Genomic DNA, 20,984 nt, shown 5'->3' with positions numbered 1-20,984 from the left:
GGACGAATGGAAACTTTTAGCCTAGGCGTCGTCCTTTTCACCCTGATCGTTGTCGCTTTGGTGGCCCTCATCATGGCCGCCCGTTCGAAACTGGTATCGACCGGCGATGTGAACATCACTATCAACGGTGAAAAAACCATTTCCGTTCCTGCAGGTGGCAAACTGCTGCAAACATTGGCGGCTGAGAAGTTGTTCGTGCCTTCTGCCTGCGGTGGTGGTGGCACCTGTGCGCAGTGCCGTGTGCGCGTGCATTCAGGTGGCGGTTCGATCCTGCCGACTGAAGAAAGCCATATCACCAAGCGCGAAGCCTCTTGCGGCGATCGCCTGTCCTGTCAGGTTGCGGTCAAGCAGGACATGGACATCGAAGTTCCTGAAGAGGTCTTTGGTGTCAAGAAATGGGAATGCACGGTTCGCTCGAACGAAAACGTGGCAACCTTCATCAAAGCGCTGACGCTGGATTTGCCAGAGGGCGAGGACGTGAATTTCCGCGCTGGCGGATACATCCAGATCGAAGCCCCTGCGCATGCGTTGAAATACACTGATTTCGACGTAGAAGAAGAATACCGCGAAGATTGGGACCGCTTCAATCTGTGGCAGTATGAATCGGTTGTGAACGAACCGATCGAGCGCGCGTATTCAATGGCCAACTACCCGGACGAAAAAGGCATGATCATGCTGAACGTCCGTGTTGCCTCGCCACCTCCCGGTTCCGAGGGTATCCCAGCGGGTCAGATGTCGTCCTACATCTTCAACCTGAAACCGGGTGATAAGGTCACCATCTCGGGCCCTTTTGGCGAATTCTTTGCCCGCGACACCCAAAAAGAGATGGTCTTTATCGGCGGTGGCGCCGGTATGGCGCCCATGCGCAGTCACATCTTCGACCAGCTCAAGCGTCTGGAAAATCGCGACCGCAAAATCAGCTTCTGGTACGGCGCACGGTCCAAGAAAGAGATGTTTTTTGTCGAGGATTTCGACACTCTGGCCGAGGAATTCGACAACTTCGAATGGCATGTTGCCCTGTCGGATGCGCAGCCAGAGGACGATTGGAAAGGCTACACCGGCTTTATCCACAACGTTCTTTTCGAAGAGTATCTCAAGAACCACCCTGCACCTGAGGACTGTGAGTTCTACATGTGTGGCCCACCAATCATGAACCAGTCGGTCATCAACATGCTGCTGGATCTGGGTGTGGACCGCGAAGACATCATGCTCGACGATTTCGGTGGGTAAGAAACATAGAACCGGCGCTTATAGCGCCGGTTTTCTTTTGTACTCAAAGACGAAGGTCGCTGGCCTTTATCGGTAGGACCGACTTGACGTCGAAGACCACGCTTGTGTCTTTTCCATACGCTCTGATTTGCGCGGGTTTGACGTCTAGGAACTCCTGATGTGCGACGGCTAAAACGACGCCGTCATAGGCGCGTTCGTTGGGGGCGGCGACAAGGGAAATACCATACTCGACCAACGCTTCGGCGGCATCGGCGTGCGGGTCATGCACATCTACCTCAATACCGTAATCCTTCAGTTCGTCTATGATATCGACGACCCTGGTGTTGCGCAGATCCGGGCAGTTTTCCTTGAATGTCAGCCCCATGACCAGCACGCGCGCCGATCCGACGTCAATCCCGACGCGAGTCATCCGCTTCACCAGTTGCGACACCACATAGCTGCCCATGCTGTCGTTCAGACGTCGCCCGGCCAGAATGATCTGTGGATGATGGCCGACCGCCTCTGCCTTATGTGTCAGGTAATAAGGGTCGACGCCGATGCAGTGTCCGCCGACCAGGCCAGGACGGAAGGGCAAAAAATTCCACTTGGTGCCAGCTGCGCGCAAAACCGCATCGGTATCAATGCCCAGGCGTCCAAAAATCATCGCCAATTCATTGACCAGCGCGATGTTCAGGTCGCGTTGAGTGTTTTCGATAACTTTCGCGGCTTCCGCCACGCGGATGCTTTCCGCTTTGTGCGTACCCGCCGCGATAATCCGGCCATAAAGCGCATTTACCAAATCGGCAACTTCGGGGGTTGAACCCGAGGTCACCTTGCAAATGTCCGAGATCCGATGGCCCTTATCACCGGGGTTAATCCGCTCTGGGCTGTATCCGGCAAAGAAATCCATGTTGAATTTAAGTCCTGAAACCCGCTCGAGGACAGGCACACAGTCTTCCTCGGTTGCACCTGGATAAACCGTGGACTCGTAAATCACCAAGTCACCTTTTTTCAGAATACGCCCGACCGTCTCGGACGCACTCAGCAAGGGCGACAAATCCGGTTGTTTGCCCGCCGTGATTGGCGTTGGGACCGTCACGATAAAGGTATCACATCCCGCCAGATCGGAAGGTTCCGAACTAAAGGTCAAACCTGTCGCGGCGGTCAGATCTTCGCGTTCTACTTCCTGAGTGCTATCCTGCCCCGCGCGCAACGCGTCAATGCGTTTGGCATTGATATCAAGCCCAATGACCGGGCCCACCCCGGCAAACGCCACTGCCAGTGGCAGGCCGACATAACCCAGGCCGATGACGGCAATTTTACGAGAATTGGGGTCTGTTTCGAGCATGCGGCACTCAGTTCATTTTCCGTGATAGTCGCGGAACCATTCCACGAACTGGGCAATCCCGACCTTGAAATCGGTTTGTGGGCGATATCCGGTTAATCGCTGCAACAGATCGGTATCGGCCCAAGTGGCTGGGACATCGCCCATCTGTATGGGCATATAGTTTCTGATTGCTTTCTTGCCGACTGCTTCTTCGATCGCCTCGACGAAATCCAACAGGCGCACTTTGTCGCCATTTCCGATATTGACCACGCGCCAGGGCGCTACGGGCGAAAGGCTGTCGCCTTCTTCGATGTCATCTGCGCTGTCGGGGCGCACGGGCGGGCTGTCGATCAACAGCCGGATTCCGCGGACAAGATCATCCACATTTGTAAAATCGCGATACATGTCGCCATGATTGTAAATATCGATCGGGCGGTCATCCAGAATGGCATCCACAAACTTGTAAAGCGCCAGGTCCGGCCGCCCCCAAGTGCCATAAACGGTAAAAAACCGAAACATAGTTGTGGGCAGGTTCCAAAGATGCGCGTAGGAATGGCCCATGGCCTCGTTGGCCTTTTTGGTAGCTGAATAGATGGTCAGAGGCGTGTCGGCCTTTTCGACCTCGGTGAAGGGCATCACCTCATTCGCGCCATAGACCGACGAGGTGGACGCCATCAACAGGTGTTCAACCTTATGTTCGCGGGCAATCTCCATCACGTTGAATGTGCCCACAATATTCGAGTCGATATAGCTGCGCGGATCCTCCAGGCTGTAACGCACGCCTGCCTGACCAGCGAGATGCACAATCACGTCAGGCTTAAAGTCATCTCCAACCTGTTTGAGTTTTTCGTGATTTTCCAGCAAGTCCTCAGTGACGGAAAACCCAGGGTTTTGCAGCAGCATCTGATGCCGGCGGTTTTTCAACGCGACATCATAGTAATCGGTCATCCCGTCATAGCCGTGCACCCGGAATCCTTCCGAAAGCAACAGTTTTGCAAGATGGAACCCAATGAATCCCGCTGTACCCGTTACCAGAACGTGCTTCATTTACCCTCGACCTATAACCGAACAAATTTTGGCATCAAGGATACTGTCAGTCAGCCAAGGTCAAGGGATTTCTGCCGGAAGGATCAGCCTACGATCATTTGTTTCATGCGTAACGCTTCATACTCGAGCTCTTTCAGCCGGAAATGAACAACGTCACCGATTGTGACGACGCCGCACAGTTTACCGTCGCCAACAACGGGCATGTGGCGAAAACGTCCTTCGGTCATTGTTTTCAGGACATCATTCAAAAAATCGTCTGGTGAACATGTCTTGACCTCGCGCGTCATCAGATCTTCGACTGATTGTGGCAGGGTCTGCCCGGGCGTGTCAGCCATGCGCCGAACGATGTCGCGTTCGGACAGAATACCTTGAAGAGTGCCGTTCTGATCGGTCACGACCACGGCACCGATCCGCTTTTCACTGAGGGTATTCACGACCGAATGGATCGTGTCGTTTGGGCGCACCGCAAATACAGCATCCCCTTTACCCGCAAGCAATTTTGCCACCGTCGTCTGCGAGTGCGACAGATTGGATTCAACCGATTGGCTATGCGTGCTTGTATCGGTCTTGTCGCCGCGGGTTGGGGGCTGATATGAGGTTGGGGCCATTGGCAATCTCCTCTTATTTTTGAGATGGCTTCCCTTACACCTTACCGCAGCAATGCGGTCTGTATAGGGTGCAAATGCCCAAACCGGGGAAAACTGCCGCTAAACAAGGATATCCGGCCTTTTGTCTGACTTGTACCTTACCCCGCCCGTCGCAGTGCTGATTTTCTTTACCGTTGTCGTATGCGGGCATAACTTTAGAATGGCCTGGAAACAGCAGCCGGTTGGCTGGCAAAAGAAAGCCTGGTTGTTCGGTGTGCCGGCCGGAATTGGGCTACTTATGTTGGGCTTCCTGCCGCTAAAGCTGTGAAGTCGGTTTGACTCTGCATGGGGCCGCTGGCATATGCCGGGCACGGTTTTCCTCTGGAGGTCTCTCGATGCGCCTTTTGCCTGTTCTGGCTGTTGCAACACTTGTTTCCGGATGTCTCTTTGACAAAGAACCTGAGGTTGTGCGCCTGTCCGGTGAGACCATGGGTACCACATTCAACATCACCGCTATCGGCACGGATGTGGATGAGACTGCATTGGGCTCTGCCGTCGAAGAGACGTTGGCAGATGTGAACGCCAAGATGTCCAACTGGGACCCCAACTCAGAGGTTTCGACATTTTCGGCGTCGTCCAGCACGGAACCCACCGAGGTTTCCGAAGAATTTGCGCTGGTTTTGGGTGCAGCAAATGACGTGCACGAAAAATCGGGCGGCACGTTCGACGTAACGCTTGGCCCGCTGATCGAACTGTGGGGCTTTGGTCCGCGCAAGCCAGAAGATCCGGTGCCATCAGATGCCGAGATACAGACGGCGTTGGAAAGCGTTGGTCAGGAACGCTTGCTGATGTTGGACAGCGACAACGGAACTTTGGCCAAATCAGATGCTGGCGTGGGTATCAACCTGTCAGCAATCGCCAAAGGATATGGCATCGACGCCGTGGCTGCGACGCTGCGCGACGCTGGGATCGAAAACTATATGGTCGAGATCGGCGGTGATTTGGTCACCATGGGCCAGAACGACAAGGGTGAGGCTTGGCGGATCGGGATCGAAAAGCCCGAAGCAGGGGCCCAAAACCTGCAGTTGGTAGTTCAGTTGGACGACCTCGGTATGGCGACCTCTGGCGACTACAAGAATTTCTTTGAACAGGACGGCGTGCGGTATTCGCATATCATCGATCCAACAACAGGTCGTCCGATCACGCATCGCACGACCTCGGTCACAGTTCTGGCCGAAAATGCGATGATGGCGGATGCCTGGGCGACGGCAATGCTCGCGCTGGGTCAGGATAAGGGCCTGGAGCTGGCTGAAGAACATAAACTTGCCGTGTATTTCATCTCGCGGGATGTGACAGGCGGCGACGATGCCTATATTACGGTTCACAGCACTGCGTTCAAAGACGCACTGGGCACCAACTGATAGGTAGGAACCGGGATGAGCACCTTTATCATAGCGTTTTTTCTGCTTTTGATCATCGTGGTTGGCATGTCGCTGGGCGTCATGCTGATGGGCAAGACGATCAAAGGCAGCTGTGGTGGTCTGAACGCAATCTCGGGCGCGGACAAATGTGTGGTCTGCAAAAAGGATGTCGATCCCAATTCGCCCTTGCGTGATCAGTTGCAATGCAAACGTGCCAAAAAGATGCTTGAGCAGATGGAGCGTCAGGCTTAAGCGCAGATTGCGCTTCGCTGTAGTGATGGTAATGGCTAAATAAACCCCTGAGGCATCTTGCGGGAGGGCGCGGGTTTGGCCAAAGCCAAAAACATCCTGTTTATCGTGTTCGATCAGCTGCGCTGGGATTACCTCAGCTGTTACGGGCATCCGCATTTGCACACCCCCAACATTGACCGGCTGGCTGCTGACGGAGTCCGCTTTGATCGGGCCTATATCCAGTCTCCGATTTGCGGCAGCTCGCGCATGTCGACATATACCGGCCGCTACGTGCATTCACACGGCGCCTCATGGAATGGCATTCTGCTGAAAGTTGGTGAAATCACGATGGGGGATCACCTGCGCAAGGCCGGGATGGACTGCTGGCTGGTCGGCAAGACCCATATGCGCGCAGATGCGGAAGGCATGGAGCGGCTGGGGTTGGAGCCTGACAGTCTGATCGGCGCGCGCGTCGCGGAATGCGGGTTTGATGTGTATGAACGCGATGACGGTATGCTGCCTGAAGGACCCGACGGATTTAATGATCCGGATGGCGCAAAGGAATACAATAAGCATCTGGCTGCAAAAGGGTATGAGAGTGACAATCCCTGGCACGACTTTGCCAATTCGGGGCTGGATGCGGATGGCAACGTCCTGTCCGGCTGGTTTTTGAAAAACTCGGATGAACCTGCGAACATCGCTGAAGAAGACAGCGAAACCCCCTATCTGACCGGTCGTGGCATCGAATTCATGGAGACCCATGACGGCCCATGGTGCTGTCATCTGAGCTTTATCAAGCCGCATTGGCCATACATCGTGCCGGAACCCTATGCCACGATGTACGGGCCGGAACATGTTCTGCCGGTCGTGCGCTCCGGCGCGGAACGTCAGAGTGCGCATCCGGTGCTCAAGGCATTTATGGATACTAAGGTTGGGCAGACTTTCTCGCGGCAGGATGTGCGGGATGCGGTGATCCCGGCCTATATGGGGTTGATCAAACAGGCCGATGATCAGATGGGGCGGCTGTTCGATTGGATGGAGAAAACCGGCCGGATGGAGGACACGATGATCGTGCTGACATCCGATCACGGCGATTTTCTGGGCGATCACTGGTTGGGCGAGAAAACGTTCTTTCAGGATGCCTCGACCAAGGTGCCGCTGATCATCTACGATCCCTCGCCTGAGGCGGATGGCACACGCGGAACCGTCAGCGATGCGCTGGTCGAATCCATCGACCTTGCTCCGACATTTGTGGATGTGGCGGGCGGTGAGATTGCAGGGCATATCCTTGAGGGGCAGTCTTTGCTGCCGATCCTGCACGGGCAGGAAAAGGAAACGCTCCGCGATGTGGTGATCTGCGAATATGACTATTCTGCATCGCCAATCGCAGACAAGCTGAACGCCTCGGTTCGCGACGCAGTCATGTTCATGGCAGCCAATAAAAAGTGGAAGCTGATCCACTGCGAAGGCGGTCATCGGCCTATCCTGTTTGATCTGGAAAATGACCCTAACGAGCTTGTCGATCTGGGGAACAGTGCCGATCACGCCGATATTGTTGCCACAATGTACGACCACCTGTTCGTTTGGACACGCCGCCAGTCGCAGCGCACGACCCGGTCGGAACAACAGCTGATTGAGATGCGGAGCAAAAGCCGGGGCAGGGGGATCGTGGTCGGGGTCTATGATGAAAACGATGCGCCGCTGGACCTGACCGTTAAGTATCGCGGTCGCACGGCGCGTCCGTATACGGATTTGATAAACAAGGGTTGAGCGGACTAAGTATTAAATCTGCACAACCGCGCACAAAATAAGGTTCAATTGCCCGAGGGCAGGCGATACAAGACCGACCAGAGCAGAAATCCGGAGAGCCGCAATGAACGCCCCCAAACCCGTCGTCCTGTGCATTCTTGATGGTTGGGGCCTGTCCGAAGACACGCGGTCTAACGCGCCGTACCTTGCAAATACTCCGACCTTTGATGCGATCATGACCAATGGGCCGCACGCGACCATTATTACACATGGCCCGGATGCTGGCTTGCCCAGCGGCCAGATGGGCAATTCCGAGGTAGGTCACACAAATATCGGGGCGGGCCGCGTTGTTGCGATGGATCTGGGGCAGATTGACCTGGCGATTGAAGACAGCAGCTTTTTCGACAATGCCGCATTGCAGACCTTCATAGCAAAGGTGAAGACAGCAGGTGGAACGGCGCATCTGATGGGTTTGGTCTCGGACGGTGGTGTCCACGGTCATTTGAACCACATCGTCGCTGCTGCCAAGGCGATCACCGATGCGGGCGTTCCGGTGGCGCTGCACGCCATGACGGACGGGCGCGACGTCGCTCCGAAATCGGCATTCACCTACCTGTCTGAGCTTGAAGATCGTTTGCCCGACGGGGCGCGTATCGTCACGGTCTGTGGTCGGTATTTTGCAATGGATCGGGACAATCGCTGGGAACGCGTCAGCGAGGCTTATGATGCGATGGTTAAAGGCCAGGGTCGGGCTGCCACAACCGCGCATAGCGCTGTGGATCACGCATATAACCAGTCTGAAACCGATGAGTTCATCGCTCCCACTGTTCTGGAAGGTTACGACGGCATTCAGGATGGTGACGGGGTTTTCTGTTTGAATTTCCGAGCGGACCGCGCCCGTGAAATCTTGCGCGCGATTGGCAAACCGGGCTTTTCGGACTTCGATACGGGCCCGCGCCCGCAGCTTTCCGCCCTGTTGGGAATGGTCGAATATTCCGACGGTCACAATGCCTATATGACAACCGTGTTCCCCAAGCGGAAAATCGTGAACACTTTGGGTGAGTGGGTTGCCAAGAAGGGGTTGCGCCAGTTCCGTCTGGCCGAGACCGAAAAATACCCCCATGTCACGTTCTTCCTCAATGGCGGCAAGGAAACGCCCGAGGAAGGCGAAGACCGGTTTATGCCGAAATCGCCCAAAGTAGCCACCTACGACCTGCAGCCCGAGATGTCTTCGGCCGAAGTGACGGCGAAGTTTGTCGAGGCGATCGAGGCGGACTATGACCTCATCGTCACCAACTATGCCAATCCGGACATGGTTGGTCACACGGGCGATCTGCAAGCCGCAATCAAGGCATGTGAGGCCGTCGATCAGGGCTTGTCGCAGGTTGTCGCGGCGCTGAACAAGGTTGGTGGTGCGATGATCATCACTGCGGATCACGGCAATTGCGAGGTCATGGTTGACCCCGAAACCGGCGGGCCGCACACCGCGCATACTCTGAACCCGGTTCCCGTGGCGCTGGTCGGTGGGCCAAAAGGTGTCTCGTTGCGCAACGGCCGCCTTTCCGATCTAGCCCCGACGCTGTTGGACATGATGGGTCTTGAGCAACCGCCCGAGATGACGGGGCAGAGCCTGCTGTCATGACGATGCGCGCGCTTATCTTTGCGATATGTCTTGCGTCGCCTGCCAGCGCGCAGAAAGATCCGTCCACAGCAGCCTTGAATGCGGCGCGCATGCTGGAACAGGCCTCGATCAACCTGACTGAAGCCGACGGTGCCCGCGACCGCGTGCGTGCCCTGACCGAAACTATCCAGGCTTATGAGGCCGGGCTTTCGGCGATGCGGGACGGGTTGCGCATGGCAGCGACCCGCGAGGCACAGCTGACAGCAGAATTGCGGTCGCGGGAACAGGAGGTCGCGCAGCTGCTGGGTGTATTGCAGACCATTGAGACCACGGCACCACCCGTTCTGATGCTGCACCCGTCCGGGCCCCTTGGTTCCGCGCGGGCAGGCATGATGCTGTCCGAAGTTACTCCCGGACTGAACGCGCGCGCGCAGGCACTGGCCCATGATCTGCAAGAGGTCCAGACCCTTCGGAAACTTCAGCAAAGTGCTGCAGACACTCTGGTCGAAGGGTTAACCGGTGTGCAAAACGCGCGCACCAGCCTAAGCGAGGCCATCGCTGACCGCACGGATTTGCCCCGTCGCTTTGTCGAAGATCCGGTGCGCACCGCCATCCTGATCTCATCAACCGAGACGCTGGATGGGTTTGCCAGCGGATTGTCCGAAATCCCGGAAGGCGAAATTGCTGAAACAGACGCGGATGTCTCTGACCGCAAGGGGCGGATTGAATTGCCGACCCAAGGCGTAGTTTTGCACCGCGCGGATGAGACTGACGCGGCTGGTGTGACGCGCCCCGGTGTGGTTTTGGCCACCCGTCCTCGGGCAATTGTTACAGCGCCAACCGCGGCAACGATCCGGTACCGTGGACCATTGCTGGAGCTTGGGAACGTCATGATCCTCGAGCCGCAACCGGGCTTGTTGTTCGTGTTCGCCGGGCTGCAAGACGTTTACGGAGACATGGGCGAGGTCATCCCCGAAGGCACTCCGGTGGGTTTGATGCCGGGTGAATCGCCCGAAATCGGCGCAATTTTGTCAACAAGCGGTGATGGCACTGGAACTGACCGGTCAGAAACGCTCTATATAGAGGTAAGACAGAATAACAGCCCCGTGGACCCGGAATCATGGTTTCGGACCGACAAGGATGGATAAACGAGTATGAAGAAATTTCTGATGGCCGGTCTGGCCGGAACCGTGGCAGGTGTAATCGCAACTACACAAATCGCTGGTCCTTTGCTGGCGCAAGAAGCTGACCGCAAGGCCAGCGTGTACGAGCAATTGGATCTGTTTGGCGATATTTTCGAACGTATCCGCGCCCAGTATGTCGAAGACGTTGAGCCGGAAGAGCTGATTGAGGCGGCCATTGACGGCATGCTCACGTCGCTTGACCCGCATTCCAGCTACCTTTCACCCGATGATGCCGAGCAGATGCGCGTGCAGACACGGGGCGAATTTGGCGGATTGGGCATCGAGGTCACGCAAGAAGAAGGGTATGTCAAAGTTGTCTCGCCAATCGACGACACACCTGCGGATGAGGCTGGTATCGAAGCAGGTGATTTCATCACTCATGTCGATGGGGAAAGCATCCTTGGCCTGACATTGGACAAGGCCGTCGATCTGATGCGTGGCCCGGTCGGGTCGGAAATCGTGATCACGGTCGTCCGCGAAGGCGAGCAAGAGCCGTTTGATATCACCATCATTCGCGACACTATCAAACTGACAGCCGTGCGTGCCCGGACCGAAGGCACCAGCGTAGTCCTACGCGTCACCACCTTCAACGATCAGACATTCCCGAACCTGCAAGAAGGCCTAAATGAGCAGATTGAGGAAGCCGGTGGTCTGGACAAGGTCAACGGGGTCGTCCTTGATCTGCGGAACAATCCCGGCGGGTTGCTGACCCAGGCGATCAAAGTTTCGGACGCGTTCCTGAACGAAGGCGAGATCGTGTCCACCCGTGGTCGTGACCCAAGCGACGGTGAACGTTTCAATGCAACAGCGGGTGATCTGGCCGAAGGTAAACCAATCGTTGTCCTGATTAATGGCGGGTCCGCCTCTGCATCGGAAATCGTGGCCGGCGCGCTGCAAGACCACCGTCGCGCGATCGTTGTCGGCACCAAGAGCTTTGGCAAAGGGTCGGTGCAAACGGTCATGCCGCTGCGTGGCGATGGCGCAATGCGTCTGACGACGTCGCGCTATTACACGCCCTCGGGCCGGTCAATTCAGGCACTTGGCGTCAGCCCCGACATCATCGTTGAACAGCCGCGCCCTGCGCCGGATGCTGAGGAAGAGGAAGCCAACGCACGGACACGGTCCGAAGCTGATCTACGCGGTAGCCTGAACAATGACAGCCTCAGCGAAGATGAAATTCGTCAGATCGAAGAAGACCGCGCCAAAGCCGAAGCCACGGCTGAATTGCGGGAAGAGGATTATCAGCTGGCCTACGCCATCGACATCCTCAAAGGTTTGTCGGCGTTCAATCCCAACGGACCGTCTCAGTAAGACAAACAGGGCCGCCGATACAGGCGGCCCTTTCTGCAAAGGCCGGGATCAGCCCTCTACCTTGTGCAGCTTTTCTTCGTCAAGCATCATCGCCAGAACAATGCCTATCGAGACCGAGATGGCCGCAAAAACAAAGGCCATGTTCATACCTGCATCGAATGCGGCAGCGACGGCGGATTTTACCTTATCGGCCTCTTCCGAGCTTAGCTTTTCCATGATAGCGCGGGCCGTACCGGTCGTAAGCGTTCCACCGTTGATCGCCTTTTGATCGGTTGCAGACATGTTGATCCCATCCGCAACCAGCTGTTTGCTGAGGCTGGACAGGCTGACGACATACATTATTGCGGTCGCGAAGGCGACGGATATAGCGCCGTATACCAGATGGGTCATAAAGCTCAGCCCGCCGACAAGTCCGGCGCGTTCAGGTTTGACAGCGCACACGGCTGCAGTGCCTGATGGCCCAACCGTCAACGTTGCGCCCAGCCCGATCATCGCCATGCCGGGCAAAATCTGAAAATAGCCCAACCCCGCCGGTAAGATGATAATGCTGAGAGCGCCAGTCGTTGCGATCAAATATCCCCAGAACAGCAGGCGCTTTGGCCCGAAATCATTATAAAGAGTGCCCGAAACAATCGAACCGACGGCCAGCAGGAGTGTCAGCGGGGCAAGACCAATCGCCGACTCAAACACCGACCAATCAAGGACCTTTTGCATGTATTGAGGGAAGTATAGCAGCCCGACAAAGGCCGCCGACACGTTGAACATGTTCAGTCCTAGCGTGATCCGAAACTCGCGGTTCTGCATCATTTGTGGCAGCAAGAGAGGCTCTTTCACGCGCTTTTCGACTTGCGGGAAAAAGAAGAACAGCGCGGCGCTGACGAAAAACAACATCAGCAGAGGGACAGACGTCCAGCCCCAGTCCGCACCGACGTCCAGCCCGTAAAGAAGCAAAAGAACAGCAAACGAAAGAATACCTATACCGGCGAAATCGATATGTTCGCCCTGTTTGTGTTGAGTTTCACGCTCCATAAGGATCAGGGCCGTAACCATCGAAATGGACGAAAACAACACGTTTGCAAGAAAGAACAAGCGCCAGTCGCCAAAGCTGACTGCGGCGCCGCTGATGAGAGGACCAAAGACATTGCCGCTGGTCACACCGGCAAGGATCATACCCATGATCATGGCGCGGTGTTCGGGGCGCGAGACTTTGGTGGCGCCAAAAGCAAGCGTGCAAGGCCAGACGCAACCCGAACCAATCCCTTGCAAAGCACGCGCGGCGATCAGGAAGTCGAGACTGGGAGAGACAAAGCACATGACGGACGCAAATAGAAAGATCGCCAGCCCGATGATCATCATCTTGCGATGCCCGAACATGTCCCCCATGCGCCCCCCGGCGACCATGGTCATGGCAAAAAACAAGGCGTAGATGTTCAGAACCCACTGGGTGCTGGTAATATCAGCGTCAAAGCTGTTTTCGATGGCTGGGACAAGAATAAGAGCGCCGGTAAAGTCGATACCGATCCCGAACCCTGTCACCATCAGAGCGATGACCTTGACGATACTGCTGCGGTCCATTTTCGCACCCGGGTTGCTTCGGATGCCATTTATGATGCACGGATTCCGCCTGAAAGATAGACAAAGCCTTGGAAACGAAGAAAACCCGGATCAGTCCGAAGGTGCCTGAGACCGTCTAAATGCCCTTTTCAACAAGTCCAGTTCTCCCCGCAACAAAGCGATTTCGGTCCGCAAATCATCCGCGGCTGATGCGCCCGCAATAATTGTGAATTCACCGATCTTCTGTGATGTGTTTGCATCGGCTATTACAAAGCAATGAACCCCGTCGGCAATCGCGGTTGATGGCACTGGCACACTCAGCTCCCAACCACCATCGGTGGCGGTCATGAATACACCCTCCAGCGCCTGGCCCATGTAACGGACTTCGACATGCGGTTCAGTGTCGGCCTGTAGGTACCCGCGCCAGATGCCGTTTTCGAACAGGGTTGGGGTCAAGGTTGGTTGTGTCATGGCCAATGCTCTCACATGTCGGCGCGGTGGTGGCGACAAAGGGTCAGGTCCCGCAGAACTATGCGGTTCATAGCCGGATTGGTCAGAACCAGATCCAGCCAGATCTTGTCTATACGCCGTTCGTTCAGCGGCAAATTGGCAAGATCGAAATCCAGAACATTCGAACTTGTCGACAAATCAAGAGACCGTGGAACGGAATCAGTGTTTGGGCCGTGCCGAATATTCAATCGCGCGGTCACGTCCAGCGGACGCTCTGTTTCAATCTGGGCATCGACCCGCATCAGGTGCTGCCGCGTCAGACCTTGCACAGCCTCGGGCGGCAAATCCAGCGACACGGACAGGAATGACCCCGCAAAGCCAAACACTTCGACGCCAAGTCCAAAAGCGGCCAGGTCCTTTTCGTCCATGTTCCGTGCCTGTCGCACACTGATCTCGTATAAAGCGCAGTCATGGAATATCTTTACCTGTTGATCCAACTCGACCTTACGCGGGATTGAGGCGAGACCGGGCCGGGGCAAGGGACCCCGCCACAAATCAGGTCGCCAGCACCAGTCAGTACCTAGCGGCTTGGGGAATTGCTTTGATCCAATCAGGGGCAGCGTCAGTCTTTCGTTTGCTTCCCGTAGCAAACGGTCCAATTGCGCACGCAGTTTGCGCGCCTCGTCGCGCTGTTGACGCAATTGGGGGTTCGTGGCCCCGGCCGCGTCTTGAACGGCCCGTTGCCAACGCGCAATCGTTTTGCGGTGTAGATATCGTTCGAGAAGTTTGCCCATGATCCCATCGTCTGAACTTGACCTTCTTTAGTCAAAGACAACGGCGAGGATAAGGCCGAATTGGTGAAATCCGCATAAAACTATCCGACACTAACGTGGTTGTGACTGGGCGGTCTTGGTTGTGTCTGCTAAGGCCGCCATTGCCGTTCTTGCAATCATCCGGGACTGTGCGTACCGTCCGGCACCTGATTGCTTTGGATTATCCGAAAAACCGCGTACTAAATTCTTTGAGGCAAGGCCGGGGCATGGAACCCACACTATTTTCGTTCATCTGGAAACACTCAAAAAAGCAGCAGCTTGTGCTGTTGTTTCTGACGGTATTGTCGTTTCCGTTTCTCTACGCCTCGCTAGAGCTGCCAAAGCAGATCATCAACGACGCAATCGGTGCGCCCAACGATAGCGTTACACTTTTTGGGTTCACCTTCACGCAGGTCCAATATCTGCTTATCCTCTGTTTTGCATTTTTGGCCACTGTAATCGCCAGCGGCTTGATGAAGATGCGCATCAACACGATGAAGGGCATATTGGCCGAACGTATGCTGCGCCGCCTGCGGTTCACGCTGATTCACCGCGCGATGCGATTTCCGAAATCGTATTTTGCCACCACCAGCCAGGGTGAACTTGTTTCAATGATCACCTCCGAGGCCGAACCGATGGGCGGCCTGATGGGTGATGCGATTGCCCAGCCGGTGTTCCAGTTTGGTCAGATGATGACCATTGTCACCTTTCTGTTCATGCAAAGCGTTTGGTTCGGTCTGGCCAGCATCGCGCTGATTCCGTTGCAGGCATGGCTGATCCCAAAACTGCAGCGCCAGATCAACCTGCTGAACAAGGAACGAATTCAGCAGGTCCGCCACCTCAGCTCGGAAATTGGCGAAAGCGCGGCGGGCATCAGCGATTTGCGGGCCAATGGTGGCTGGCGCTATCGGTTGGCACAATTCAGCCATCGGTTGGGAACCTTGTTCGAGATCCGGTTCAAGATCTACAACAAGAAGTTCTTTATGAAGTTCCTCAACAATCTGATTACTCAGATGACGCCGTTCCTGTTCTATTCGGTCGGTGGCTATCTGGCCATCACGGGTGAGGTGACAGTGGGTGCGTTGGTCGCAGCGCTTGGGGCATACAAGGACCTTAGCGGCCCATGGAAAGATTTGCTGACCTATTACAACCAGGTTCAGGATATGTCGTTGCGCTGGGAAATCGTGATTGAACGCTTTGCCCCGGACAACATGATCCCTGAAGAGCTGTTTGTAGGTGAGCCGGAGTCCATTCCGCATCTCAGCGGCGATATCGAACTGCGCAATGTAACAGTGCGCGATGATGACGGGAAAACCATCCTTGAAGATATCGACCTGACCATCCCCAAGGGTGCCCGCGTTGCTATTCAGTCATCAAGCGCCGCCGAGCGCGGCGCGTTGGCGCAACTGCTGACACGAGAGCTTTTGCCGATACAAGGCAGCGTCACAATTGCGGGTCACGATCTGCTAAAACTCCACCAGACGGTAATTGCGGCGCGGATCGGCTATGCCTATTCGCGACCCTATCTGTTTGACGGGACTTTGGGCGATAACCTTTTGATGCCGCTGCGAACCCATCCACAACACGAACCCGACGCAAAGAAAGCCCCAAGCCGGTGGCAAATCGAAGCGGTGCGGGCCGGGAACCCTCCGGATTCCCTGTCGGATGAGTGGATCGATCCCGGCCTGGCAGGGTTGGAAGACATCGAGGATATCCGCAACTGGTGGTTCCAGCTGGTCGAGGCGATGGGCATCGACGAGTTCATGTTCCGCCGGACATTACGTACCCAGTTCGATCCAGTGCAACATTCTGCCCTTGCGCGTGATATCGTAAATCTGCGCGACACGGTCGCGCAGAGGTTGGAAGAAAAAGACCTGGCGCGGTATGTCTATCGGTTCGAACCGGACCGCTTTAACCCGGCTGTTCCGCTGGGGGGCAACCTGCTGTTTGCCGCTCCGTCCCGCGATATCTCACCGGATATTCTGGCGGGCGATGATCGGTTCATGTGGATGCTGCGCCATCACGATCTGGACGATGACGCAATGAGCATTGCAAGCGCGGTGCTGGAAACACTGCACCAGACGTTTGGGCGGGACGGGGCAGATCACCCACTGTTCCTTCGTCTGGGTATGGCCAAGGATATGTTCCACCGTCTGCTTGATATCGAGGACCGGCGCAAAGCCAAAGGGGATGAAGCAATCAGCGAGGGCGAGCGTGCCTTGTTGCTGACCGTTCCGTTCCTGCTGACGGCGGAACAGATCGGGCCTGATTTTCCAGACGAGTACAAAGATAAAATCTTGGCCATCCGAAGGGGGCAGGCGGAACAGCTGCGTGCCTCGATGGATGGGATGTTCGTTCCGGTCACGCCAGATGCATATATTGAACGCATGACTGTCATGGAAAATGCCCTGTTCGGGCGGGTTTCTTTGATGGCCGGGGCGCACACAGATGAAATCGAAGATGTCGTCGCCGAAGCCATGAACGAAGCTGGTCTGCGCCGCCGGGCGGCGGCCATTATCTATGACCTGCCCTCGGGTCTGGGTGGGAATAATCTGCCGACGGTATTTCAGGAACGCGCCGCATTCTCGCGCGCTGGAATCAAGCGTCCTGATGTGTTGATCCTGGACAAAGCTCTGGCCAGCCATGATTCCGAGAGCAGGCTGAGAACCCGGCTGAAACTGCGGGAATTGTTGCCGGACTCCGTCATGATCTTCATGGAGGATTACTTTGCCCATCCCGAAGCCTATGATCTGTTCGTCGAGATCAAGGATGGTCGAATTGACGGCGTCTCGCGAACCCGTCCAGAAGAAGAGGCCAGCTCAACAGATGATCTGAGCCGCAAGCTCAAGATTATCTCGTCGACCGAGCTGTTTTCTGGCATTGACGGTCGCAACCAGCGCCTTCTGGCGTTTTCGGCGCAATGGTACGATGCCGCAGCCGGGCAGATTATCTTTTCCGAAGGGCAAACGCCAGATGCCGCTTATCTGTGTATTTCGGGTGAAGCCGACCTGATCTGGAATGAAGGGAACGGAACCGCGCGTACGATCTCGGTCATCGAGCCGGGGCGTCTGATCGGAGACTTGTCGATCATCACGGGTGAAATTCGGCAATTTGATTTGGTCGCGGTCAAGAATTGTTCGTTCCTGCGCATTGGGGCCGAGGAATTGCGCGCGGTTATTGAAAGTGACGCAGGTGTTGCGATGCAGCTGCTGCAGACGGTTGCCGGCTATCTGACTACGATTTCCCAAAGGCTGAACGCCGCCAATGCAACCTCATTGATCTTCGACGATGACGCGCCGAACCGGGAAACGGCCGACAATGCCTGACGCCCGCCCCGGCAGATACATAGCGCATGAACGACTTGTTGCACCTTCGCGCGCACGGCCAGAGCTTTGGCGCCTGCTGGTCGGGCTGACGATTGTTGGCGTGGTTGGCATCCTTCTGAACTTTCTACTTTTTGGATTGGTTGCGGGTTTTGGATCCGTCGAATGGGCCCAAGGTTTGCTGACCGGCGCATCCCCGGTTGCACTTTTGGTGCTACTGGCAAGCTTTGGCTTCATCACATTGGGCGTGTCCATCGCTGCAAAACGCCTACAACATCGAACTCTGAGCTCAATCTGTGGTCCATGGCGCGAGGGCATTGGGCAATTCTGGAATGTATTTAAGGCATTGCTGATCGTTGGGATCGTCGTGGCCATCTTGCCGCCATATGGCATGGGCGCAACGCTGACGCAGAATTTGGCACTGTCGACCTGGCTGTTGTTTCTGCCTTTCTCGCTATTTGCAGTGCTGATTCAGACAAGCGCTGAAGAGGTGCTTTTTCGGGGTTACATCCAGCAAAGTCTGGCAGCGCGATTCCGATCGCCGGTTATTTGGTTGGGCGTACCGTCGATTTTGTTCGCGGCAGGTCACTATGCCCCTGGCGCGGCCGGAGACAACGCGCTATTGGTTGCCGTGTGGTCCGGGATGTTCGGCCTGATGGCGGCGGATCTGACGGCACGGTCAGGGACGTTGGGGCCTGCTATCGCATTGCACCTGTTCAATAATATGGTCGCTTTGCTGTTTGTTTCCTTACCCGATGGCTTAAGTGGTCTGGCATTGTATCTGCTTCCTTACGACATGTCGGATACCGGGGCGCTGCGGCAATGGCTGTATGTGGATTTTGCTGTGATGATCGTCAGTTGGCTAACGGCGCGGGTTGCGCTCAGGCGTTGATTGCATTTCTTTCCGTAGCGTCTTATTTGACGTCAAAGCCGCACAAGCCAAGGTTCCGATATGAACTGGATTACAAACTACGTCCGCCCACGGATCAACTCGATCTTCTCGCGCCGAGAAGTGCCGGAGAATCTTTGGCACAAATGCGATGAATGCGGAACCATGCTGTTTCACCGTGAGTTGGCAGAAAACCAGAATGTCTGCACCCAGTGCGATCATCATATGGCGATCACTCCGCGCGAGCGGTTCGATCATCTGTTTGATGGTGGGATCTTTACCGAGGTCGAGGTTCCCGCGCCCAAAGACGATCCGCTGCAATTCCGCGATCAGAAAAAGTACCCCGACCGGATGAAAGCCGCCCAAAAGAAAACGGGCGAGAAAGAAGCGATGTTGGTCGCCCTGGGTGAAATTGGCCGAACCCCGATTGTGGCAGCTGCGCAGGACTTTTCGTTCATGGGCGGATCCATGGGCATGTATGTCGGCAACGCGATCATCGCGGCCGCGCAAGAGGCGGTGAAGCTAAAGCGCCCGCTGATCCTGTTTTCGGCCGCTGGCGGCGCACGGATGCAGGAAGGTATCCTAAGCCTGATGCAGATGCCCCGCACAACCGTGGCAGTAGAAATGCTGAAAGAGGCAAATCTGCCCTACATCGTAGTGCTGACTCACCCAACGACGGGCGGTGTGACGGCTTCGTACGCGATGCTGGGTGATGTCCATATCTCAGAGCCCAATGCGCTTATTTGTTTTGCCGGTCCACGCGTGATCGAACAGACGATCCGGGAAAAGCTGCCCGAAGGCTTCCAACGCGCGGAATACCTGTTGGATCACGGCATGTTGGACCGTGTGACCAAGCGGACCGAAATGCGCGATGAGCTGATCACGATCACGCGGATGTTGATGAACCAGCCTCCGGCGGTCAAAGGTGATCTGCCTGCGCCCGAATCTGAAGATGCAGTGGCAGAAGCCCCGGCTGAAGACGTGGAAGAAAAATGACCTCTCAGACATCGGACGTCATCCTGGAAAGGATGATGGCGCTGCATCCCAAGATCATTGACCTGACCTTGGATCGTGTCTGGCGTCTGCTGGCCGCGCTGGACAATCCGCAAAACAAACTGCCGCCGGTGATCCATATCGCGGGAACCAACGGCAAGGGCTCGACCCAGGCCATGATCCGAGCGGGGCTGGAAGGGGCAGGGCTGACCGCCCATGCCTATACCTCGCCCCACCTGGCCCGGTTTCATGAGCGTATTCGTCTGGCGGGTGAACTCATTTCCGAACCGGATCTGACGGCGGTTCTGGACGAATGTTATGCCGCCAACGGTGGCGAGAACATCACGTATTTTGAGATCACGACCTGCGCGGCCCTGCTGGCTTTTGCCCGGTCCAAGGCGGACTACACGTTGCTTGAGGTCGGGTTGGGTGGCCGGTTGGATGCGACCAATGTCATTCACGACCCAGCGGTAACGGTCATCACGCCGGTTTCAATCGACCATGAGCAATTTCTGGGCGATACCTTGGGTAAGATCGCCGCGGAAAAGGCCGGCATCATCAAACCCGGTGTTCCCTGCATCGTTGGCCCGCAACAGGACGAGGCGCTGGAGGTCATTGAATACACCGCCGCGCGTCTGGGTGCACCTTTGTTGGTGCATGGCCAACACTGGCACGTCACCGAAGAAAACGGGCGGCTCGTCTATCAGGACGAAACTGGCCTGCGCGATCTACCGCTGCCAAATCTGTTGGGCGCACATCAGTATCAAAACGCCGGCGCCGCGCTAGCGGTATTGCGTCATCTGGATCTTGGGGAAGACGCCTATGAGGCTGCGGTGACCAAGGCTGAATGGCCAGCCCGCATGCAGCGATTGAAAACCGGCCCTCTGGTCGAACAGGCCCCCGAGGCCGAGCTCTGGCTGGATGGCGGTCACAACGCGGCCGCGGGTTTGGCATTGGCCGATCTACTGGCGAAGCTGCCTGCACGTCCAACCCATATGATCTGTGGGATGTTGAACACAAAGGACGTCACCGGGTATCTGGCGCCGCTGGCCGCACAGGCGCAAAGCCTGACGGCAGTCTCTATCCCGAGCGAGGTAAATACGCTGAGCGCTGACGACACCGCTGAAGCCGCTTCTCGGGTTGGGCTAGCAGCGTCTACTGCCAATAGTGTGGCCGAGGCCCTGAGAAAAATTACTGAAGATGACCCGCAGGTGCGGGTTTTGATCTGTGGATCACTATATCTGGCCGGTAATATTCTGCGCGAGAACGGCTGAAA

At 56.1% G+C, this 20,984-nt stretch carries 17 protein-coding genes; 11 read left to right on the top strand and 6 right to left on the bottom strand.

Annotation, left to right across the window (positions count from 1 at the left end):
• The first annotated feature begins 6 nt into the window (after positions 1 to 6).
• Positions 7 to 1,230, top strand: coding sequence for an NADH:ubiquinone reductase (Na(+)-transporting) subunit F (nqrF, locus tag AC2FIB_RS07960; RefSeq protein ID WP_058272099.1), 1,224 nt, complete (start codon positions 7 to 9; stop codon positions 1,228 to 1,230).
• A 43-nt stretch (positions 1,231 to 1,273) separates the two neighbouring features.
• Here the strand turns inward: nqrF and tviB are convergent, their stop codons facing one another.
• From tviB to AC2FIB_RS07945, 3 genes are all read right to left on the bottom strand, one after another.
• The gene (gene tviB / locus AC2FIB_RS07955) at positions 1,274 to 2,557 is read right to left on the bottom strand and encodes a Vi polysaccharide biosynthesis UDP-N-acetylglucosamine C-6 dehydrogenase TviB (RefSeq protein ID WP_496841912.1); all 1,284 of its coding nucleotides are present in this window, start codon (positions 2,555 to 2,557) and stop codon (positions 1,274 to 1,276) included.
• A gap of 12 nt (positions 2,558 to 2,569) precedes the next feature.
• Complete coding sequence (locus tag AC2FIB_RS07950) at positions 2,570 to 3,583, bottom strand: NAD-dependent epimerase/dehydratase family protein (RefSeq protein ID WP_496841911.1); 1,014 nt, start codon at positions 3,581 to 3,583, stop codon at positions 2,570 to 2,572.
• An 83-nt stretch (positions 3,584 to 3,666) separates the two neighbouring features.
• The gene (locus tag AC2FIB_RS07945; protein WP_496841910.1) at positions 3,667 to 4,191 is read right to left on the bottom strand and encodes a CBS domain-containing protein; all 525 of its coding nucleotides are present in this window, start codon (positions 4,189 to 4,191) and stop codon (positions 3,667 to 3,669) included.
• A 374-nt stretch (positions 4,192 to 4,565) separates the two neighbouring features.
• On the opposite strand from AC2FIB_RS07945, the gene AC2FIB_RS07940 reads away from it, so the two are divergent.
• From AC2FIB_RS07940 to AC2FIB_RS07915, 6 genes are all read left to right on the top strand, one after another.
• Positions 4,566 to 5,591 carry an FAD:protein FMN transferase gene (locus tag AC2FIB_RS07940; RefSeq protein ID WP_496841909.1) on the top strand — a complete coding sequence of 342 codons (1,026 nt, stop codon included), beginning with the start codon at positions 4,566 to 4,568 and terminating at the stop codon, positions 5,589 to 5,591.
• A gap of 15 nt (positions 5,592 to 5,606) precedes the next feature.
• On the top strand, positions 5,607 to 5,843 hold the full coding sequence (nqrM, locus tag AC2FIB_RS07935; protein ID WP_058272093.1) for a (Na+)-NQR maturation NqrM: 237 nt from the start codon (positions 5,607 to 5,609) through the stop codon (positions 5,841 to 5,843).
• Positions 5,844 to 5,918: 75 nt separating this feature from the next.
• On the top strand, positions 5,919 to 7,592 hold the full coding sequence (locus AC2FIB_RS07930; RefSeq protein WP_496841908.1) for a sulfatase-like hydrolase/transferase: 1,674 nt from the start codon (positions 5,919 to 5,921) through the stop codon (positions 7,590 to 7,592).
• 103 nt (positions 7,593 to 7,695) lie between these two features.
• Positions 7,696 to 9,213 carry a 2,3-bisphosphoglycerate-independent phosphoglycerate mutase gene (gene gpmI / locus AC2FIB_RS07925; RefSeq protein WP_496841907.1) on the top strand — a complete coding sequence of 506 codons (1,518 nt, stop codon included), beginning with the start codon at positions 7,696 to 7,698 and terminating at the stop codon, positions 9,211 to 9,213.
• Positions 9,210 to 10,340 (top strand): murein hydrolase activator EnvC family protein, encoded by a 1,131-nt coding sequence (locus AC2FIB_RS07920; protein ID WP_496734616.1) that lies wholly within the window; start codon positions 9,210 to 9,212, stop codon positions 10,338 to 10,340. The genes gpmI and AC2FIB_RS07920 overlap by 4 nt, the downstream gene beginning before the upstream one ends.
• Before the next feature lie 6 nt (positions 10,341 to 10,346).
• Positions 10,347 to 11,687 (top strand): S41 family peptidase, encoded by a 1,341-nt coding sequence (locus AC2FIB_RS07915; RefSeq protein ID WP_496734614.1) that lies wholly within the window; start codon positions 10,347 to 10,349, stop codon positions 11,685 to 11,687.
• 48 nt (positions 11,688 to 11,735) lie between these two features.
• Here AC2FIB_RS07915 and AC2FIB_RS07910 read toward each other — a convergent pair whose 3' ends face one another.
• The 3 genes from AC2FIB_RS07910 to AC2FIB_RS07900 all read right to left on the bottom strand — a co-directional run bounded on the left by AC2FIB_RS07910 (position 11,736) and on the right by AC2FIB_RS07900 (position 14,485).
• Complete coding sequence (locus tag AC2FIB_RS07910) at positions 11,736 to 13,262, bottom strand: MFS transporter (RefSeq protein WP_496734612.1); 1,527 nt, start codon at positions 13,260 to 13,262, stop codon at positions 11,736 to 11,738.
• A gap of 90 nt (positions 13,263 to 13,352) precedes the next feature.
• Positions 13,353 to 13,712 carry a hypothetical protein gene (locus tag AC2FIB_RS07905; protein WP_282169507.1) on the bottom strand — a complete coding sequence of 120 codons (360 nt, stop codon included), beginning with the start codon at positions 13,710 to 13,712 and terminating at the stop codon, positions 13,353 to 13,355.
• Positions 13,713 to 13,723: 11 nt separating this feature from the next.
• The gene (locus AC2FIB_RS07900; protein ID WP_496734610.1) at positions 13,724 to 14,485 is read right to left on the bottom strand and encodes a DUF6478 family protein; all 762 of its coding nucleotides are present in this window, start codon (positions 14,483 to 14,485) and stop codon (positions 13,724 to 13,726) included.
• Between the two features lie 245 nt (positions 14,486 to 14,730).
• Between AC2FIB_RS07900 and AC2FIB_RS07895 the strand changes: the two genes are divergently transcribed.
• From AC2FIB_RS07895 to AC2FIB_RS07880, 4 genes are read left to right on the top strand one after another with little or no spacing between them, the layout of a single operon-like run.
• Entirely contained in the window at positions 14,731 to 17,829 is a 3,099-nt protein-coding gene (locus AC2FIB_RS07895) for an ABC transporter transmembrane domain-containing protein (RefSeq protein WP_496734608.1), read from the top strand.
• Positions 17,822 to 18,718, top strand: a complete 897-nt coding sequence (locus tag AC2FIB_RS07890) for a CPBP family intramembrane glutamic endopeptidase (protein ID WP_496734606.1) — start codon at positions 17,822 to 17,824, stop codon at positions 18,716 to 18,718. The genes AC2FIB_RS07895 and AC2FIB_RS07890 overlap by 8 nt, the downstream gene beginning before the upstream one ends.
• 60 nt (positions 18,719 to 18,778) lie before the next feature.
• Positions 18,779 to 19,711 (top strand): acetyl-CoA carboxylase, carboxyltransferase subunit beta, encoded by a 933-nt coding sequence (gene accD, locus AC2FIB_RS07885; protein ID WP_496734604.1) that lies wholly within the window; start codon positions 18,779 to 18,781, stop codon positions 19,709 to 19,711.
• Positions 19,708 to 20,982: a bifunctional folylpolyglutamate synthase/dihydrofolate synthase gene (locus AC2FIB_RS07880; RefSeq protein WP_496734602.1), complete on the top strand. Its 1,275-nt coding sequence runs from the start codon at positions 19,708 to 19,710 to the stop codon at positions 20,980 to 20,982. The genes accD and AC2FIB_RS07880 overlap by 4 nt, the downstream gene beginning before the upstream one ends.
• The last annotated feature ends 2 nt before the right edge of the window (positions 20,983 to 20,984 follow it).

It is taken from the genome of Ruegeria sp. YTSA072 (assembly GCF_059610285.1).
Note: the sequence above shows the minus strand (reverse complement) of the source record. Positions and strands in the feature narration are given on the sequence as shown.

Coding starts and splice junctions, on each gene's coding strand:
- AC2FIB_RS07880 (WP_496734602.1), top strand. CDS start 19,708: ATGACCTCTCAGACATCGGACGTCATCCTGGAAAGGATGATGGCGCTG.
- tviB (WP_496841912.1), bottom strand. CDS start 2,557: ATGCTCGAAACAGACCCCAATTCTCGTAAAATTGCCGTCATCGGCCTG.
- nqrM (WP_058272093.1), top strand. CDS start 5,607: ATGAGCACCTTTATCATAGCGTTTTTTCTGCTTTTGATCATCGTGGTT.
- AC2FIB_RS07900 (WP_496734610.1), bottom strand. CDS start 14,485: ATGGGCAAACTTCTCGAACGATATCTACACCGCAAAACGATTGCGCGT.
- AC2FIB_RS07950 (WP_496841911.1), bottom strand. CDS start 3,583: ATGAAGCACGTTCTGGTAACGGGTACAGCGGGATTCATTGGGTTCCAT.
- AC2FIB_RS07895 (WP_496734608.1), top strand. CDS start 14,731: ATGGAACCCACACTATTTTCGTTCATCTGGAAACACTCAAAAAAGCAG.
- AC2FIB_RS07905 (WP_282169507.1), bottom strand. CDS start 13,712: ATGACACAACCAACCTTGACCCCAACCCTGTTCGAAAACGGCATCTGG.
- AC2FIB_RS07910 (WP_496734612.1), bottom strand. CDS start 13,262: ATGGACCGCAGCAGTATCGTCAAGGTCATCGCTCTGATGGTGACAGGG.
- gpmI (WP_496841907.1), top strand. CDS start 7,696: ATGAACGCCCCCAAACCCGTCGTCCTGTGCATTCTTGATGGTTGGGGC.
- nqrF (WP_058272099.1), top strand. CDS start 7: ATGGAAACTTTTAGCCTAGGCGTCGTCCTTTTCACCCTGATCGTTGTC.
- AC2FIB_RS07945 (WP_496841910.1), bottom strand. CDS start 4,191: ATGGCCCCAACCTCATATCAGCCCCCAACCCGCGGCGACAAGACCGAT.
- AC2FIB_RS07920 (WP_496734616.1), top strand. CDS start 9,210: ATGACGATGCGCGCGCTTATCTTTGCGATATGTCTTGCGTCGCCTGCC.
- AC2FIB_RS07915 (WP_496734614.1), top strand. CDS start 10,347: ATGAAGAAATTTCTGATGGCCGGTCTGGCCGGAACCGTGGCAGGTGTA.
- AC2FIB_RS07890 (WP_496734606.1), top strand. CDS start 17,822: ATGCCTGACGCCCGCCCCGGCAGATACATAGCGCATGAACGACTTGTT.
- AC2FIB_RS07940 (WP_496841909.1), top strand. CDS start 4,566: ATGCGCCTTTTGCCTGTTCTGGCTGTTGCAACACTTGTTTCCGGATGT.
- accD (WP_496734604.1), top strand. CDS start 18,779: ATGAACTGGATTACAAACTACGTCCGCCCACGGATCAACTCGATCTTC.